At 36.0% G+C, this 17,029-nt stretch carries 18 protein-coding genes; 12 read left to right on the plus strand and 6 right to left on the minus strand.

Annotated elements, in window-relative coordinates; genetic code table 11:
• Positions 1-62: 62 nt before the first annotated feature.
• Entirely contained in the window at positions 63-770 is a 708-nt protein-coding gene (locus KIK00_RS16055) for a LytTR family DNA-binding domain-containing protein (RefSeq protein ID WP_255813375.1), read from the minus strand.
• A 193-nt stretch (positions 771-963) separates the two neighbouring features.
• On the opposite strand from KIK00_RS16055, the gene hflX reads away from it, so the two are divergent.
• From hflX to KIK00_RS16100, 9 genes are all read left to right on the plus strand, one after another.
• Positions 964-2,190 carry a GTPase HflX gene (hflX, locus tag KIK00_RS16060; RefSeq protein ID WP_149387511.1) on the plus strand — a complete coding sequence of 409 codons (1,227 nt, stop codon included), beginning with the start codon at positions 964-966 and terminating at the stop codon, positions 2,188-2,190.
• Positions 2,190-2,825, plus strand: a complete 636-nt coding sequence (locus KIK00_RS16065) for a DUF4919 domain-containing protein (RefSeq protein ID WP_255813376.1) — start codon at positions 2,190-2,192, stop codon at positions 2,823-2,825. Before hflX ends, KIK00_RS16065 begins: the two co-directional genes overlap by 1 nt.
• A 21-nt stretch (positions 2,826-2,846) precedes the next feature.
• Positions 2,847-4,133: a sodium:proton antiporter gene (locus tag KIK00_RS16070; protein ID WP_255813377.1), complete on the plus strand. Its 1,287-nt coding sequence runs from the start codon at positions 2,847-2,849 to the stop codon at positions 4,131-4,133.
• 13 nt (positions 4,134-4,146) lie between these two features.
• The gene (locus KIK00_RS16075; RefSeq protein ID WP_255813378.1) at positions 4,147-4,863 is read left to right on the plus strand and encodes a DNA alkylation repair protein; all 717 of its coding nucleotides are present in this window, start codon (positions 4,147-4,149) and stop codon (positions 4,861-4,863) included.
• A gap of 135 nt (positions 4,864-4,998) precedes the next feature.
• Positions 4,999-5,667: a hypothetical protein gene (locus KIK00_RS16080; protein WP_255813379.1), complete on the plus strand. Its 669-nt coding sequence runs from the start codon at positions 4,999-5,001 to the stop codon at positions 5,665-5,667.
• 17 nt (positions 5,668-5,684) lie between these two features.
• Positions 5,685-7,709 (plus strand): hypothetical protein, encoded by a 2,025-nt coding sequence (locus tag KIK00_RS16085; RefSeq protein WP_255813380.1) that lies wholly within the window; start codon positions 5,685-5,687, stop codon positions 7,707-7,709.
• Complete coding sequence (locus KIK00_RS16090) at positions 7,710-8,948, plus strand: hypothetical protein (RefSeq protein WP_255813381.1); 1,239 nt, start codon at positions 7,710-7,712, stop codon at positions 8,946-8,948.
• 29 nt (positions 8,949-8,977) lie between these two features.
• The gene (locus KIK00_RS16095) at positions 8,978-9,316 is read left to right on the plus strand and encodes a DUF6122 family protein (RefSeq protein WP_255813382.1); all 339 of its coding nucleotides are present in this window, start codon (positions 8,978-8,980) and stop codon (positions 9,314-9,316) included.
• Between the two features lie 65 nt (positions 9,317-9,381).
• Positions 9,382-10,452, plus strand: coding sequence for a calcium:proton antiporter (locus KIK00_RS16100; RefSeq protein WP_047376132.1), 1,071 nt, complete (start codon positions 9,382-9,384; stop codon positions 10,450-10,452).
• 62 nt (positions 10,453-10,514) lie between these two features.
• Here the strand turns inward: KIK00_RS16100 and KIK00_RS16105 are convergent, their stop codons facing one another.
• Positions 10,515-10,895, minus strand: coding sequence for a group III truncated hemoglobin (locus KIK00_RS16105; protein ID WP_255813383.1), 381 nt, complete (start codon positions 10,893-10,895; stop codon positions 10,515-10,517).
• A gap of 164 nt (positions 10,896-11,059) precedes the next feature.
• Here KIK00_RS16105 and KIK00_RS16110 point away from each other — a divergent pair, with 164 nt between their 5' ends.
• From KIK00_RS16110 to KIK00_RS16120, 3 genes are all read left to right on the plus strand, one after another.
• Positions 11,060-12,031, plus strand: a complete 972-nt coding sequence (locus tag KIK00_RS16110; protein ID WP_255813384.1) for an ion channel — start codon at positions 11,060-11,062, stop codon at positions 12,029-12,031.
• A complete protein-coding gene (locus KIK00_RS16115; RefSeq protein WP_255813385.1) occupies positions 12,032-12,520 on the plus strand; it encodes a YkgJ family cysteine cluster protein in 489 nt (162 codons plus the stop codon). It abuts the gene before it with no gap.
• A 195-nt stretch (positions 12,521-12,715) separates the two neighbouring features.
• Positions 12,716-13,018, plus strand: a complete 303-nt coding sequence (locus KIK00_RS16120; protein WP_255813386.1) for a hypothetical protein — start codon at positions 12,716-12,718, stop codon at positions 13,016-13,018.
• Between the two features lie 43 nt (positions 13,019-13,061).
• On the opposite strand, the gene KIK00_RS16125 is transcribed toward KIK00_RS16120, so the two are convergent.
• From KIK00_RS16125 to KIK00_RS16140, 4 genes are all read right to left on the minus strand, one after another.
• A complete protein-coding gene (locus KIK00_RS16125; RefSeq protein WP_255813387.1) occupies positions 13,062-13,430 on the minus strand; it encodes an iron chaperone in 369 nt (122 codons plus the stop codon).
• A 131-nt stretch (positions 13,431-13,561) separates the two neighbouring features.
• Positions 13,562-14,920 (minus strand): NADP-specific glutamate dehydrogenase, encoded by a 1,359-nt coding sequence (gdhA, locus tag KIK00_RS16130; RefSeq protein WP_047376148.1) that lies wholly within the window; start codon positions 14,918-14,920, stop codon positions 13,562-13,564.
• Between the two features lie 190 nt (positions 14,921-15,110).
• The gene (gene dprA / locus KIK00_RS16135) at positions 15,111-16,220 is read right to left on the minus strand and encodes a DNA-processing protein DprA (RefSeq protein WP_255813388.1); all 1,110 of its coding nucleotides are present in this window, start codon (positions 16,218-16,220) and stop codon (positions 15,111-15,113) included.
• 34 nt (positions 16,221-16,254) lie between these two features.
• Complete coding sequence (locus KIK00_RS16140; protein WP_255813389.1) at positions 16,255-17,022, minus strand: rhomboid family intramembrane serine protease; 768 nt, start codon at positions 17,020-17,022, stop codon at positions 16,255-16,257.
• Positions 17,023-17,029 lie beyond the last annotated feature (7 nt).

Consider the following 17,029-nt stretch of genomic DNA (forward strand, 5'->3'; position numbering starts at 1 on the left):
AACGGCAGAAATAATCGACCAATGGCATTTTGTGAATTATTGTTGAATGTTTTTCGGGCTTTTTAAGGATTAAAAAAAGAAAGATTATCCTTGTAAGTTCTGCCGATAGGAAGTTTGATGTGATGTGCAAGCTCTATTTCATGACAGCTTTTTCCACGGATAAGGTGACGTGGAACAGCATAGCTTCTATGTATTCTGACAAAAGAATCAAAGATTTTTTTTTGCAGAAGATTTCCCAGAGAATTTAGAATACAGTGATTTTTTTCAAGAGTGATAATTCTGGTATAATCTTTCAGGGCTTCCAGATACAGAATATCTTTCATATTAATCTGAAAAATATGTCCTCCTTCTTTTATTTTGATGCAGTTTTCTCCTACCATAGCATCATAGCATTCACATTTTTCTTTCACTTCAAAAAAATCAAAAAGCTTTTCCATAGAATAATGAAAGCGTTCTGAGGTAAGAGGTTTGGTGATAAAATCTAAAGTACTGATCTCAAAAGCTCCGGCAGCCAGCTCGGGATGGGAGCTTACAAAAATACAGGCAGGTATCTTATGGGCCAGCCTCCGGAATTCAAGTCCGCTCATACCCCGCAAATTAGTCTCAATAATCAGGAGATCAGCAGGAACGTCAAGGTAGGGTACTGCTTTTTCAGCAGAATCAAAAGAGGCGACAATTTCAATGTTTTGATATTGTTTGATATAATGCTGAAGAACCAGTCTGTCCAGTTCATCATCATCAATAATCATACATCTAATATGGGTAATCATGATATTCCGGAGATTAGTTTTTAACTTAAATATTTAAAAATCAGAAATTTATTACATAAAGTTATTGATTTTTTATAAACCCTTCATCAGTAAACTTAAATTTATATTAAAATATGTTATTAAATAAAAATTGATTTTGTTTTTTTTCTGAAAAATATTAACTTGTAAAAATCATAAACATAGACAGAACTTAATGTTAGAAAAGAAAGAACATAACTATGAGAAAGCGGTCTTAGTGGGTGTTATTACTCAAAATCAAGACGAAGAAAAACTGACAGAATATTTAGATGAACTTGAGTTTTTAGCTTTCACAGCCGGAGCAACCGTACAAAAGCGTTTTACCCAAAAACTGACTCAGCCGGATTCCAAAACCTTTATCGGAAGTGGAAAAGCAATTGAGATAAAAGAATATGTAAAAGAAAACGAGATCGGAACTGTAATTTTCGATGATGAACTTTCTCCTTCACAGCTTAAAAATCTGGAAAGAGAGATGGAGGTTAAGATTTTGGACCGTACCAATCTTATTCTTGATATTTTTGCCCAAAGAGCTCAGACTTCTTATGCAAGAACCCAGGTGGAACTAGCACAATATCAATATCTTTTGCCACGATTGACGAGAATGTGGACTCACCTTGAGCGTCAGAAAGGGGGAATTGGAATGAGAGGTCCCGGAGAAACGGAGATTGAAACTGACCGTCGTATTATCCGTGACAGAATTACATTGCTGAAAGAAAAACTGAAGACGATTGACAAGCAGATGGCGACTCAGCGTAATAACCGCGGAAAAGTAGTTCGTGCAGCTTTGGTAGGATATACCAACGTTGGAAAATCTACTTTGATGAACTCTATTTCAAAATCTGAGGTTTTTGCAGAAAATAAACTATTTGCCACTCTGGATACCACCGTAAGAAAAGTGGTGATCGGAAACTTACCGTTCCTGCTTACGGATACGGTAGGATTTATCAGAAAATTACCTACTCAGCTGGTAGAATCATTCAAGTCTACTCTGGATGAGGTTCGTGAAGCTGATCTTTTGATTCATGTAGTGGATATTTCGCATGAGAGTTTTGAAGATCACATAGAATCTGTAAACCATATTTTGATGGAAATCAATGCCCATCAGAAACCAATGATTATGATCTTCAATAAGATTGATGATTTCAGCTATGAAAAAAAGGATGAAGACGATCTTACCCCTTCAACCCGTAAAAACATCTCTCTGGAAGAGTGGAAGAAAACATGGATGGGGAAATCAAAATATCCAACGGTTTTCATTTCTGCTTTAACGAAGGAAAACTTTCCGGAAATGAAGAAAATGATTTACGATGAGGTAATGAAAATCCATATCTCCAGATTTCCATATAACGATTTCCTTTTTGAATATTTCGATAACGACGAGGAAGAAGAAAGCAACAATTAATGAAGTATCACTTTTTCCTTTTATTCATCATATTTTCAGTTTTTGGTTTCAGCCAGAAATCAAAACTTGATTTAAAAGATGTTGAGAAAAGTCTCAAAAATTCTGATTCTCCTTACAATTATGAGAAGCTTATTTTTAAATATAAAGGATATCCGAAGTCTTTGGACAGTATAGAGTCACAATATCTTTACTATGGAAGAAACTTCATGAAAGATAAGGTAAGTACGTCAGACGATAGCTTCAAAAGCCTCGCCGAAGCCTTTAAGCAAAACAATTTTGCTGACTGTATCAGACAGGGAAAAGCTCTGTATTACAAAGATCCTACGAATCTGGATATTCTGCTGATCCTTCTCAGAGCATATGATTCTGTGAAGGACGGCAGCAATTTTATGCATCACCTGAATCAGTTTCGTTCGCTTACTGAAGGAATAAAAATTTCAGGAGACGGAAAGTCTGAAAAAACGGCCTATATCGTTAATTCTGTAGGTGATGAATACATTCTGCTGAACATTCTGAATATAGGACAGGATTATACAAGAAGCTCAAAACCTGCTAAGGATGGCATGTTTGATGTTTGGGAAAAAGAGGGGCAGCAGCTCTATATTAAAATACTCTATTTGGAATTAACCAATTAATCACAAAATAAGAAACACTTAGTGGAATTATATTATTCATTTTCAGCATTAATCGTATTAGCATCAATATTTGCATATCTCAATTACAGGTTTTTAAAACTTCCAAGTACTATCGGAATTATGGTGATCGCCATTGTGGTGTCTATTTTTCTGGTAATGTTCGGAGAAACAGTACTTCCGAGAACTTTCGGACATCTTCATAACCTAATGAACGGTATCGACTTTACAGAGGTGTTGATGGGAGCAATGCTTAATTTTCTACTCTTTGCAGGAGGAATTCATATTAATATTAATGATCTGAAAGAACAGTTCAGACCTGTAGTAATATTTTCCACGGTAGGCGTTGTGATTTCTACTTTCGTGGTAGGATTTGGGATGTTTTATCTGCTTCCATATGTGGGTGTTAAGCTTCCTTTTATCTACTGTCTTGTTTTTGGTGCTCTGATTTCACCTACCGATCCGGTAGCGGTTCTGAGTGTACTGAAACAGGCAAATGTATCAAAATCACTTGAAACAAAAGTAGCCGGAGAGTCTCTTTTCAATGACGGTATGGCGGTTGTTGTTTTTACAGTGATTTTACAGCTGGCGGTTGGAAAAGAAGTGGATCTTAGTGTTGAAACTATCGGATTGCTTTTGCTTAAAGAAGCTGGAGGCGGTCTTTTACTTGGAGTTCTCCTTGGCTGGGTTACTTCAAGATTGATGCGTGAAGTGGATGATTATATTATTTCTGTATTAGTAACGCTTTCTGTAGTGATGGGTGGTTATCTTATTGCAAGACAAATGCATATCTCAGGACCGTTGACAATGGTGGCTGCAGGATTATTTATGGGGAACTTTAACAGAAGTTTCAAAATGAAATCGGTTACTCAGGATTATCTGATCAAATTCTGGGAACTGATTGATGAAATTCTGAATGCTGTATTATTCCTGTTCATCGGATTTGAACTTTTGATGATTAAAGATTTGAAGCATTTCATGATTCCTGGATTACTGGCAATTATTGTAGTGTTGTTCGCAAGATTTATTTCAATCTGGGGACCTACGAAGTTTACCTCTTTGAGAAGAAGTTTCAGCCCGCAGACAGTAAAAGTTCTGGTTTGGGGAGGAATCAGAGGTGGGGTTTCTATTGCTCTGGCGATGTCTATTCCTAAAAGTGAATACAGTGAGATTATTTTAAGCATTACGTACTGTGTAGTAGTCTTCTCAATTATTGTTCAGGGACTTACCATTGCTAAGGTGGCCAACCCTAATAAGATTGCAAAAGAAGAGGAAGAACAGGAGAATATTGCCTTAGAAGAGAAAGTTTAAAAACGCTTGTAATATGAGCATTGTTAAAGAAATACAGGAAGCATTAGCTGTTCTATCCATTCCTGAGAAGGCAGAATTCTTTCCGAGATTTTTCAAAACCGGAAAAGGAGAATACGGCGAAGGCGATTTGTTTCTGGGAGTAAAAGTTCCGGATCAGCGTTCTGTTGCCAAAGAATATTATTTGAAGATAAGTTTGGAGGATCTCAGTATATTACTTTCTTCAAAATACCATGAACACAGGCTGACGGCTCTTTTTATGCTGATTTCAAAGTTTGAAAAAACAAAAGATAAAGCCGTAAAAGAAGAAGTGGTAGCTTTTTATCTTGATCATCTCCCTTATGTCAATAATTGGGATCTTGTAGATTCAAGCTGTTATAAGATTTTGGGCAGATATTCTTTTGAAAATCAGAAAGAAAATCTTCTTAGAAAACTTTCGGAATCTGAAGAAATGTGGCATAAGAGAATAGCGGTTGTGGGGACAATGCATTATATAAAAAAAGGATCATTTGATCTTACCAAAGAATTCGTAACCAAAAACCTGAAGCACCCTCACGATCTGATGCATAAAGCAAACGGATGGCTGTTACGGGAAATGGGAAATAAAAATGAAGGAGAATTGATCAGCTACCTGAATCAATATTACAAAGAAATGCCCAGAACCTGTCTTCGGTATGCTATTGAAAAGCTGGACGAAGATCTTCGTCAGGATTATCTGAAAGGACGTATTTAAAAAAGAATACAATCAATAATAGTGTCGTTTCCTGTCCTGAAAAAGTACCGGAAAACAGCTATTTATGCTCAAAAGGTCAAAGATTATAAGGATTTAAGGTCAGAATTGAGTAATTTTGTGCTTTTAAACCCAATCATGAAAAATTTCCTCAGATTATTTCTTCTATGTGTTCCTTTGCTATTCCTGACAAGTTGTTTCGATATCCTTGATAAAGTGAATGTAAAGGCTGATGGAACAGGAGAATATACAATTATTCTGAATGCCAGTAAGAGCAAGACAAGACTGGCATCCATTTCCAAAATGGAAACCATCAATGGGAAAAAGGTTCCCAAAAAGACTGACATTGAAAATAAAATCAATGAAGCAGCAAAAATTTTTAAAGGAACTCCCGGAATCAGCAACGTGAAAACATCCATGGATTTTGATAATTATATCATCAAACTGAGCTGTAATTTCAAAAAGATTGAAAACATTAATGCCGGCCTGGAAAAACTTAAAGCTCAGAATATATTGGGTAAAATGGTTCCAACACTAGTTTACAGCCAAAATCTTGAAAAAAAGACATTCACAAGAAATAAGGTCAATACATTCAAAGAAGATTACAATAAGATGAGCAAGGCGGATAAGGAAGTTTTTAACAATGCAAGATATACTTCCATCATGCAATTCGAAAGTACGGTGAAATCACAAACGAACAATACTTATGTACTTTCTCCCAATAAAAAAGCGCTCAAATTGGAAGCTGATATCCTGGATCTGATCCTTCAGAAGAAACAAACACAAAATACAATTCTTTTTCAATAAATTTCTAAACTATAGTCATGAAATCTATCTTATTAAAAACACAAAAAATTCTTTTTATACTCTTTGGTTTTACACTGGTTTTTGCCCAAAATAGTATGAAAATCCCTACTGATGCTGTATTTTATATGGAAGTCAACGGGAAACAGCTTAATAACAAAATCAACTGGAATAAACTGAATCCTTTGTTGCACGAATTGAGCAAAAAGAACAAAGAAACCAAAGAAAACCTTTCATGGACAGATTATTCCAAAACCGGAATCAAATATGACGCTGTTCAATACCATTATGCAAGCTTTAATGACTCCATTAAGGCATACAATACTCATTTTATCATTGATAATAAGGAGAAGTTTCAGGAATTCATTAATTCTGTCAAGAAAAAAGGCCAGGAAGTTTCTAATAAAAAGAACTATTCTTACGTAGATATCAATGACGATATTTTTGTTGCCTGGAACGGAAACCGTGCGGTTCTTAGGATGATAAGCTATACCAAACCTTACAAAGATCTTTGGTCAACAGAAGCGGTTGCAGACAGTACTGCCGTTGCCGTTGACTCCGTTTACGCAGAAGAAGGAGATACTGCTTATACTGATGAGCCGGAAAAACCTTTTGATTACAAAGAAGAAATCAAAAACCTTAAGGACGATATTAAGTATCTGAAGGAAAGCATCAAAGATAACAACAACGAGATCGCAAGAATTCAGAAAGATATCAAATACCTGCAGAAACATCATAAATATCCTGCAGAGAAGGAAAGTGCTGAAAACTCTGAAAATGGAGAGGAAATGCCTAATGATGCTTATGATGAAGAAGAGGATATAGCTTACAAAAAAGAGCAGGATTCTATCCGCAGAGAAAACTTTAAGATCGTGAAAAGAAATGCTGAAACCCATTTTGACCAATACTTCAGCTCAAATCTGGAAATTGAAGTTCCTAAAGAAATGCTGGCATTCAGAGACACCAATTCTGATGTTTTTGTTTATACAGACTATGGAAGAATTGTGAATGAAGGAATCTATGGCAAGATGACGAAGTTCTACAGCTATGGGCAGTTCTTTAAAAACATGTACAATTCCAACTATTCTTACAATCTGTATTTTGATAAAGATAAAGTAAGACTCGTTAACAATTATCAGCATAAAAATGCTGACATTCAAAAGAATATTTCTGCTATTTATAAAGGAAAGAAAAATAAAAAGCTGCTGGAATTGATCAATGAGAAAAGCGTTGGTTACTATGCAATGAACGTTAATGGAGCCAAATGTTTTGACATGATGTACAATCTTCTTCAGAATTCCGGAGAAAATGAGTACAAAAAAGAAATGGAGCTGATCATGGAAACCATGAAAATTGTTTTGGATGAAGAAGCTATTACTAAAATTGCACCTGGAAACGGAATTTTTGTTTTGAATGAATTGAAATCTAAAAAAGTAGAGTACACAGATTATGAATATGATGCTGATTTCAACGAAAAAGAAGTAAAGAAAACCAAAGATATTGCTGTTCCTAACTTCACTTTTGCTTTTGCAACGGAGAATGAAGGCTATTGGAACCGTATTTTTGATGTAATGACTACCAATAAAAAATTGGCTAAGAGATTCTCTAAAAAAGGAAATCTTTACACCTTTAAAGAAGAAAAGAACGGTGGATATATAGATCAGTTGTTCTTCACAGTAAAAGATGGTGTTGTTTATCTGATGAGCTCTGCGGACAATATTTTACCTGTAAATCAGTCTGATATTTCCAGAAAATGGGCGAAAGATTCAGCTAAGTATCCATTATCAGGAAGATTGGATATCCAAAAACTTTTAACAGGTTTAGACAAAGAATTCAAAAGTCCTAAAGAGAGAAAAGCACTGGATGCCATCAGAAAAAATGTAGGCGAAATGTATTATAAGACAGAAGTGAAAGGAGAGAGTATCCAGACAGAAATGAATTATAATATTAAAGATTCTTCAGAAAACAGTTTAATGTATTTCTTTGATGTATTCGATCAGGTTTTTAAAACAAAAGAAACAGAAGAGAAACCACAAATTTTATAGATGAATAAAAAGAAGATTATTGTCCCGTTAGTTTTATTGCTCGCTATTGCAGTATACTTTGTGGTTTTTTATAAAAATAAGAATCTCAGATATATTCCTGAAAACGCAGATGCAGTGGTTCTAATCGATATAAAGAAACTAACGGGACAATACCTCTTCAGCCTGGCAGCAAACCCTTCACAGTGGTCCGGAAATAAGAGTAAAGGCAAAAGCTCAGGCTCGCTGAAAGACTCAGGAATCCAAATTCCGGATTTTCTACAGATCTTCCATATTAAAAACACTAAGTTCTCAGAATGGTACAGTGTTTTAGAACTGAAAGATTCTCAAAAATTCATTGCTTTTTTAAAGAAGAAAAACTTTGTAGATAAAGGAAACGGCCGTTTTCAGAAAGATCAGATTTTTATTATGATCAATGGAAACTATTGTGTTGCTGGAACTTCAGATCTGGCTTTTGAAGACATTCAGAAAAAGCTTCTCAAGACTTCTTCAAATCCTGTTTTGGATGCAGATCAGCTTATTCATAATACAGCGGGGAGCATTTCTTTCATTTCTGGAAAAAAAATTCAAAACTTTTCTATTGAATTAAATGATAATGAAATTGAAATAAAAAATAACTCAAACGCTGAATTTTTTAATTCGATAACCTCTAAACTTCAGACGGGAAATCACTTTCTGGATCTGGAATTAGATAAAGAAAATATCAGAAATCTCAGCCGTTTTTTCAATAAAAGTATTGCAGACTCCTCACAGATAGCATACTTTAAAACAACGGCAGATCTTGAGCAGGTGAATGATACCATTATCAGCTATGAATATGACGACAATTTCAATGAAGTTGAAAAAAAAACTTTTCAAAAAATTATCCAGCCGAATTATACCATTGATATTAAAAGTGATAATCCCGAAAAAACCTGGGAATATTTCCAGTCTAAAAAGTGGATCAATAGCGAAAATCAATTCACGGTAATTCCTTTCCAACCGAATCAAATCAGCCAAAATAAAAACGGTGTCGCGATCAAATCAACCCGAAAACCAGTATCATTATCACCCCAGTTAAAAGAAAATTATATTTTCATCAGAAACAGTGCTCTGCTGTATTCTTCTTTGAAAATGCTTGGTAACACTGAAAAAAGGATCATTTCAGATGTAGATTACATACTCTACGGAAATAAATCACAGGATTATTGGATAAAAATAAAAGCAAAAAACGGAGAATTACCCTTAATTTTACGGTGGTAAGCATAGAACCCGAATAAAATTATCTATTAATGGCTCCATCAGACATTGCATTGCTCAAAACCTTTACTCATTATTTTTTGCATCTCGTTTTTCCGGTGTTTATCGCATTGATCTTTTATCGTAAAAACTGGAGGAAGGCTTATTTTATTCTCCTGGCTACCATGCTGGTAGATCTGGATCATCTTTTTGCCAATCCGATTTTTGATCCGTCACGGGGAAGTATAGGTTTTCATTTTTTACATTCATATTATGCCATTGCGGTGTATTTTTTGCTGCTGTTTTTTAAAGGAAATATCAGAATTATAGGAATTGGGCTTCTGTTTCATATGTTTACAGATTATCAGGACTTTAACTTCTGGCCTCATTAAAATATTATTAATATTTTCTTTTGATATTGAAAATTCCATAGATTTTTTGTATTTTGTAGTCACTTATGAGACCTAAAGAATTCTTACATTATACCTATGTTTTTCCTCTCCTTGCGGTAGGGTACTACTTTTCCGGACTGATGGGATCGGGAGTTCTTTATGATATTCTTGCAGGTGTTTTACTGATCGGAAGTGTATTGTCAGCAGTACACCATGCCGAAGTAGTGGCTCATAAAGTAGGGGAGCCTTTCGGAACTATTATTCTGGCCCTTTGCATCACCATTATTGAAGTTGCGCTTATCATCTCGCTGATGGTGGCCGGCGGAGATCAGGCGATCACGCTGGCCAGAGATACGGTTTTTGCCGCTGTAATGCTTATTCTTAACGGAATTCTGGGAATATGTATTCTTGTAGGCGGAGTTAAATATCATGAGCAGTTCTTCGCAAGAACCTCAGCAACTACTTATCTGGTAAGTATTGTTTCAATCCTGGTACTTACCCTTGTTCTTCCTAATTTTACTTCAAGTGTCAACGGACCTTTCTATAACGAAGCACAGCTTATTTTTATATCCATCGCATGTCTTGTTATTTACGGAGTTTTCCTAATGGTACAGACTGTGCGCCACAGAAGCTATTTCATTGTTCCTGATGAACATCCGGAAGAGCATTATATTCCTTCTCTCACAAAAACACTGATCAGTTTTGCTTTTCTGGTGGTTTGTCTTGTTATTGTCGTACTTATGGCAAAAGGATTATCCGATACGATAGAAGGGATGGTACAAAGTCTTGGAGCTCCAAAATCCCTTGTTGGAGTGATTATCGCAGCCGTGGTGCTGCTTCCGGAAGGAGTTGCCGCCATCAGAGCAGCAAGAGCCAATCAAATCCAATCCAGTTTGAATCTTGCATTAGGCTCTGCACTGGCAAGTATCGGCTTGACTATTCCAGCGGTTTCCGTGGTATGTATCATGTACGATATTCCATTGGTTCTAGGCTTGGACAAAAAGGACATTATACTGCTTTCTTTATCCGTATTTATTGTAATGCTTTCATTAAGCCGTGGAAAAACAAATGTCCTGTACGGAACTGTTCTATTGGTGAATCTGGCGGCTTATATCTTTACAGTAATTGTCCCTTAATAAGAAGGAAAGGCTAGGATAAATAAATCCCCGAAATTTCGAACCTTGTATCCCGTAACTCACTAAAGTCTTCTCGCTAATTCCATCTTGAAAGCCATAAGCTTTGCAATGTTTTCGGATTTGTAGATCGCCATATCTGCATTTTCTCCTACAAAGTTTTCTTCAATAGTAGTACGCCAAAGCTGAAGCCATCGGTCAAAATGTTTCTGTTCCATAGCCTGTATCTCATTAATCGGGAAATGAACACCCATTGGATTTCCTTTATAAGACATCTGCCCGAAAAGGATGGATTCCCAGAAAGAATACATTTTAGGAAGGTGTTTATCCCAATCTACTTTAGCAACTTCATTAAAGAAAAATCCTATAGTTTCATCTTTAATCACCTTTGTATAAAATGAGTTGACAAGGTGTTCAATGTCCTCTCTTGACTCCAGTTTTTTCATACCTCAAATGTACTCCAAAATCAAATTAAAACTCAAATGAATCAATTGATAAAATTCATCAAAACAATATTTTATCTTTGCACCAGAAACGGTAAGAAAGCAGATAAGCAAATTCCCCAATTTGCTGTTGTAATTTAAGCTGTTCAAAAATAAATGCTATAAAAATGACAAGAGGATTCAGAAAAAAGATCCGTCAGAAAAATGCGGAGAACAGTGGCTTCGGGACTAATGCATCCGGAAGATTTATCAATAAAGACGGTCTTCCGAATGTTCAGAGAAGAGGAGTGAATGTTTTTAACAGGCTAAGCTGGTATCATACCATGCTGAATCTTTCTTCATTTCGCTTTATCTCTTATTTAGTCATAGCGTATATTCTTATCAACCTGCTTTTTGCAATGATCTATTACCTGATTGGTGTAGAGCACCTGACCGGAATTGATAAAAGTGATCCGTTGAACGAATTTATCGACGTCTTTTTCTTCAGTTCCCAGACCTTCACAACAGTTGGATATGGAAGAATTGCTCCGGTGGGATTTTTGGCCAGCCTTGTGGCTACTTTTGAAGCTTTTTTGGGATTGCTTACCTTTGCCATAGCAACAGGTCTTTTTTACGGAAGATTTTCAAGACCAAGAGCATACCTAAGGTTTTCTGATATTGCAGTTATTGCTCCTTTTCAGGACTCTCCGGCATTGATGTTCAGGCTTGCTCCTTATAAAAATAATGCGCTGACAGATGCTGACGTCATCCTTTCGGCAGCTATTGAAGTCATAGAAAACGGTGTTGCTAAAAGTAATTTTTACAGACTTGATACCCAAATGAGCAAAATCAATACATTAGCACTCAACTGGACTGTGGTGCATAAAATTGATGAAAACTCTCCGTTTTACGGCTTTTCCGAAGACGATTTTAAAAATACGGACATTGAGCTTATTGTACAGGTGCGGGCATTTGATGAAGTATTTTCAAATACTGTAGTTCAACGGTCCTCCTATACCACCAGAGAAATTGTATACGGAGCTAAATTTGTTCCGATGTATTATCCTAGCAAAGAAAACCTTACAACGGTCCTGGATCTCGATAAAATCAATGAATATAAGAAAGAAGGTCTTCCGGATTTTGTAAGAAATAATGAATAAATGAATTTAGATTTTTATAAAAAACAAGCAATACAAAAGCAGAAAGAACATAAGAAATTTCTGGACGGATTAAAGAAAAAACCGCCCAAAAACCTTGATTATATTGTGCAGGAAACCCATGATGAAGTTTTTAATGAAATAGACTGTTTACAATGTGCGAATTGTTGTAAAACAACCGGTCCTTTATATACTGAAAAGGATATTGAACGTATTGCCAAACATCTTCGTATGAAGTCTGCAGATTTTGAAGCTAAATTTTTAAGGGTAGATGAAGATAATGATAAGGTATTGCAGAATCTGCCATGCTTTTTCCTGAACAACGATAATACCTGTTCTATCTATGAAGTAAGACCAAAAGCATGTCGTGAATATCCACACACAGACAGGAAGAAAATTTACCAGATTAACAATTTAATGCTGAAAAATACGGTTATCTGCCCGGCTGCATTTGAATTTGTGGAAAAAATGATGAAGAATATAGCGAAGTAGTTTTGTAAGCAGGGGTTTAAGGTTTTTCAACTGAAATAAACCTCTAGCTTCCAGCATCACTCTTCCGGCTCAATTAATTGAAATATTTTTGTAAAATCCTCTTAAATAATCATAAAGTACGTTAAATAAGCCTTTTACGCATAATTTTATAAATGAAGCTTCGTTTAAGTTAAACAATCATTTAAATATTACATTATGAAAAAGTTATTTTTAACGGCAGCGTTTACATTAGTCGGAGTAATCGCAGTATCAGCACAATCAACACCACAAAAGCCGGCCGATACTTCTACTAATAATCCATCGACAACTCAAACCCAACAACCGAATACACAGACTACAAGTCCTTCGGATTCAAAAACTCAACAGGAAAAAACACCTGCTACTACAATGGAAACTGCTCCTGCAACTGATCCAACTGTAAGTACAACACCTACAGATGCTACAAAACCTGCAGATGCACCTAAGGAGGAAAAGAAAGACAAAAAGAAGAAAAAGTAAAGTACTTTAGCAAACACTAGTCGGAATCCTGAAATCTTGTATTTCAGGATTTTTTTTGATCAATTTCCTCTGCTTTAAACCGGAGGATCTTATTGACTAAGTCCAGCGGGAGATCGCCAGAAATCGGAAACTGTACAGCTCCTTTGGAAAATGTATATTTTCTTTCCTTAAAATCCGTTTCAAAATGACTGATCCCTTCAGCTCCGGGATAAAAACCAATGTGTTTTTTATACCCGGCAAAATAAACCAAAGGCTTTCCTTTATACCTGAAAGCAGGCATCTGATATCCAATATATTCTTCCAGATCAGGAACCCGTGAATGGATGGCTTGCCTCAGTTCAAGCAGTTTTTCCTGTACTTCTATTGGGAACAGAAGAATATATTCATCAATATTTTTAAAAGTGTTTTTCATGATATAAAAATAAAAAAAAGCGCTGCATATAGCAGCGCTTTCTCCTTTCACTTTTTACTTTTTTCCCATTATCCCGGGAACAGGCTATATCAAAAAAGGTCGGGAATTTTTCCCAACCTTTGTTTTCTCTGTTACACAACTCCTTGAGCCAACATTGCTTCTGCTACCTTTACGAAGCCGGCAATATTTGCACCTTTTACGTAGTTTACATAACCGTCTTCGTCTTTTCCGTAGTCTCTACAAGCTTTGTGGATACCAATCATGATTTCCTTTAATCTTGCGTCAACTTCCTCAGAAGTCCAGTTAAGACGGATAGAGTTCTGAGTCATTTCTAATCCTGATGTAGCAACACCTCCAGCGTTGGAAGCTTTACCAGGAGAGAATAATACTTTATTATCTAAGAAATAGTTGATGGCGTCTAGTGTAGAAGGCATGTTAGCCGCTTCCGTTACACAAACACATCCGTTTTCAACTAGTTTTCTTGCATCATCTAAATCTAATTCGTTTTGAGTTGCAGAAGGGAATGCAACATCACACTTCACATCCCAAGGACGTTTTCCAGCATGGAATTCAGCAGAAGGATATTTTTTAGCATAATCTTCAGCTCTGTTGTTTCCTGAAGATCTAAGCTCTAATAAATAATCAATCTTTTCTCCGCTGATACCATCTTTGTCGTAAATGTATCCGTCCGGTCCAGAGATTGTTACTACTTTAGCGCCTAGTTCAGTTGCTTTTTTGATAACTCCCCAAGCTACGTTTCCGAAACCTGATACCGTTACTGTTTTACCCTGGAAATCCTGTCCGATAGTCTTAAGCATCTGCTCAGCGAAGTATACCACACCGTATCCCGTAGCTTCAGGACGGATTAATGAACCTCCATAAGCAAGACCTTTTCCTGTAAGAACTCCAGTAAACTCATTTCTGATTTTCTTGTACTGTCCGAATAAATATCCGATTTCTCTTGCTCCTACACCGATATCTCCGGCAGGTACGTCTGTTTCAGGACCAATGTGCTTGCACAATTCTGTCATGAAAGCCTGGCAGAAACGCATTACTTCCATATCAGATTTTCCTTGTGGATCAAAATCTGAACCTCCTTTACCACCTCCCATTGGAAGAGTTGTTAAAGAGTTTTTGAATACCTGTTCGAAAGCTAAGAACTTAAGAACTGATAAGTTTACAGTAGGGTGGAAACGAATTCCTCCTTTGTATGGTCCAATAGCAGAGTTCATTTGAATTCTGAAACCTCTGTTAACCTGAATTTCTCCTTTGTCATCAACCCATGGAACTCTGAAAATAATAATTCTTTCAGCTTCAGCCATTCTTTCAAGCAGCTTCATTCCGGTATATTCTTTTTTAGTAGCAATGAATGGAATTACGGTTACGGCAACTTCTTTTACAGCCTGTAAAAATTCCGGTTCGTTAGGATTTTTTGCTTCAATTTTTGCAATAAACTCTTGGATTTTCTGGTCAATATTATATTGTTCCATATATTAAGGTTGAATATTATTGTCAACAAATTTAATTTTTTTTTCAAGATTCACAACACTGTATTTCAACTTTGTTAAAAATTAAATAATAATGTTTCGTAATATTATTAAATTGATAATTTATGTTCAAATTTTATTAAAAATGAAATGTTATGTGTGAAATAATGCAATATTAAGAAATCATTAAATCTTAAATCGCGATGAATTGCCTCCCGGAAAATGATTTTACTTTCCCTAAAAGTTCCAATTCCAAAATTATTGGTAAGATTTTGTGGGTGGGAATATTAATTTTCTGCGCCAGATCATCCAGAGAAATCTGAGGTTGGTCTTTAATAGATTGATATGTTAAATACTGATTGTCAGATAATTGTATGGAGGTCTCGCTATAAGGAAATAACTCTTCAATTTTTTCTTTAGGATTATTAAATCCCAACATGTTTATAAGATTTTTTATGGTAGAAATGGCTGTCGCTTTATTATGGAAAATCAGCTGATTACATCCCTGACTGCAGGTGTCTGTAATTTTTCCAGGAAGGGCAAAGACATCACGGTTATAATCATTGGCGAAAGAGGCAGTGCTTACAGATCCTCCTCCAAAACCGGTTTCCACCACAATGGTTGCGGGAGACATTCCTGCTACAATTCTATTTCTCTGGATGAAGTTTTCACGGTCTGGTTTTTGGGAAGAAGTGAACTCTGTGATTAATGCCCCTCCTTCCTCCAAAATTTTCTCTGAAAGTTTTCTGTTTTTTGATGGATATAAATATTGGAAACCATGTGCAAGAACTGCTACAGTAGGTTTTTGATGAAGAATAGACTGTTCATGAACCTCTTTGTCAACACCCAAAGCGAGTCCGCTCACTGATGTATATTTTGAAGATTGAGTTGCTTCAAAGAAGTCTTCAATAAATTTTTGGCCATAGCCCGTCATATTTCGGGTTCCTACGATACTTACTTTTGACTGTGTATCATCAATCTTTCCTTTCTGATAAAGAATAGCGGGTGCATCATTACATTCATTAAGCAGTAAAGGAGTTTCACTAAGATGCTTTAGTCTGATTCGGATATTATTCTTTTCGCAAAAATTTAATTCTTCTTCTGCGAATTCCAAATGAGACTTATTTCCAATATCTGAAACTGTTTTTTGTCCAATTCCTTCCAGTTTTTTGTACTCTTTCTTTGCTCTTTTCCATGCTTCCTGAGCACTTCCAAAAGTATGAACAAGTTTATGAAAATGAATATCGCCTATCTGGCTGCATTCGCGGAGGGCGATTGCATAAAAGTATTCTTCGGAGATCATGTGTGTTTTTTTTCAAATGTAGTGAAATAAGTTTTTATCTCTTCCTTAATTCATCCAAATGATCCCAGATATCATCTCTTTTTTTATAGGGAAGTTCCATAAAGTCTTCCGGATGATTTTCCTTGTATTCCTGCCACAGCTTATCATCCTTTTCACTATAATAATTAGGGAATTCCCAAATGAATTTTTTCTTTTTTTCTCCAACATTTTTAAAAGCAAATGCAATGATACTACCCACTACGGCCCCGGAAAGATGGGCCTGCCATGAAATTTTACTGGGTTCCTGCATATTGTAGAACAGTTCTTCAGGAAGCATTCCCCACACTAAACTTCCATAATACAGCACAACTAGCATTGAGATGGTAAGAAGTTTTGTATTCCATTTAAATACCCCGCTGAAGAAAAGGAAAAAAGCAAGAACATAGACTACACCGCTGGCTCCGATGGTACAAGTGTACATATATTCACCGGAGAGAATATCAATAGGTGGAAGAAGCCATACTAAAAGTCCTGTTGCCAGCCAGCCGATAATAAAAACCTTATTCGCCACTAAAGGGTAAAACTGATAGAGCAAAAACATAAGTGCAGCTATTGGAATAGAGTTTCCTATAATATGATCAATATTTCCATGCAAAAGAGGGGAGGTAACTATCCCCAGCAGTCCTTCAGGCAAAAGCGGTATAATCGCTCCAAAACAGCTTTGAAAAAATCCCTGCATTTGTAAAAAATATCCGAGCCACATTGCAGAAAGCATCAGCAAAGGGTATATAATCGCTCTTTTGGAAATTGCATTTTTAAACATGAGGATT

It is taken from the genome of Chryseobacterium sp. MA9 (assembly GCF_024399315.1).
In the GTDB taxonomy this organism is placed as follows: Bacteria; Bacteroidota; Bacteroidia; order Flavobacteriales; family Weeksellaceae; genus Chryseobacterium.

Bases quoted from the DNA above. Each gene is read 5' to 3' on its own strand.
- KIK00_RS16055 (WP_255813375.1), bottom strand. From the start codon at position 770: ATGATTACCCATATTAGATGTATGATTATTGATGATGATGAACTGGAC.
- hflX (WP_149387511.1), top strand. From the start codon at position 964: ATGTTAGAAAAGAAAGAACATAACTATGAGAAAGCGGTCTTAGTGGGT.
- KIK00_RS16065 (WP_255813376.1), top strand. From the start codon at position 2,190: ATGAAGTATCACTTTTTCCTTTTATTCATCATATTTTCAGTTTTTGGT.
- KIK00_RS16075 (WP_255813378.1), top strand. From the start codon at position 4,147: ATGAGCATTGTTAAAGAAATACAGGAAGCATTAGCTGTTCTATCCATT.
- KIK00_RS16080 (WP_255813379.1), top strand. From the start codon at position 4,999: ATGAAAAATTTCCTCAGATTATTTCTTCTATGTGTTCCTTTGCTATTC.
- KIK00_RS16085 (WP_255813380.1), top strand. From the start codon at position 5,685: ATGAAATCTATCTTATTAAAAACACAAAAAATTCTTTTTATACTCTTT.
- KIK00_RS16090 (WP_255813381.1), top strand. From the start codon at position 7,710: ATGAATAAAAAGAAGATTATTGTCCCGTTAGTTTTATTGCTCGCTATT.
- KIK00_RS16095 (WP_255813382.1), top strand. From the start codon at position 8,978: ATGGCTCCATCAGACATTGCATTGCTCAAAACCTTTACTCATTATTTT.
- KIK00_RS16100 (WP_047376132.1), top strand. From the start codon at position 9,382: ATGAGACCTAAAGAATTCTTACATTATACCTATGTTTTTCCTCTCCTT.
- KIK00_RS16105 (WP_255813383.1), bottom strand. From the start codon at position 10,895: ATGAAAAAACTGGAGTCAAGAGAGGACATTGAACACCTTGTCAACTCA.
- KIK00_RS16110 (WP_255813384.1), top strand. From the start codon at position 11,060: ATGACAAGAGGATTCAGAAAAAAGATCCGTCAGAAAAATGCGGAGAAC.
- KIK00_RS16115 (WP_255813385.1), top strand. From the start codon at position 12,032: ATGAATTTAGATTTTTATAAAAAACAAGCAATACAAAAGCAGAAAGAA.
- KIK00_RS16120 (WP_255813386.1), top strand. From the start codon at position 12,716: ATGAAAAAGTTATTTTTAACGGCAGCGTTTACATTAGTCGGAGTAATC.
- KIK00_RS16125 (WP_255813387.1), bottom strand. From the start codon at position 13,430: ATGAAAAACACTTTTAAAAATATTGATGAATATATTCTTCTGTTCCCA.
- gdhA (WP_047376148.1), bottom strand. From the start codon at position 14,920: ATGGAACAATATAATATTGACCAGAAAATCCAAGAGTTTATTGCAAAA.
- dprA (WP_255813388.1), bottom strand. From the start codon at position 16,220: ATGATCTCCGAAGAATACTTTTATGCAATCGCCCTCCGCGAATGCAGC.
- KIK00_RS16140 (WP_255813389.1), bottom strand. From the start codon at position 17,022: ATGTTTAAAAATGCAATTTCCAAAAGAGCGATTATATACCCTTTGCTG.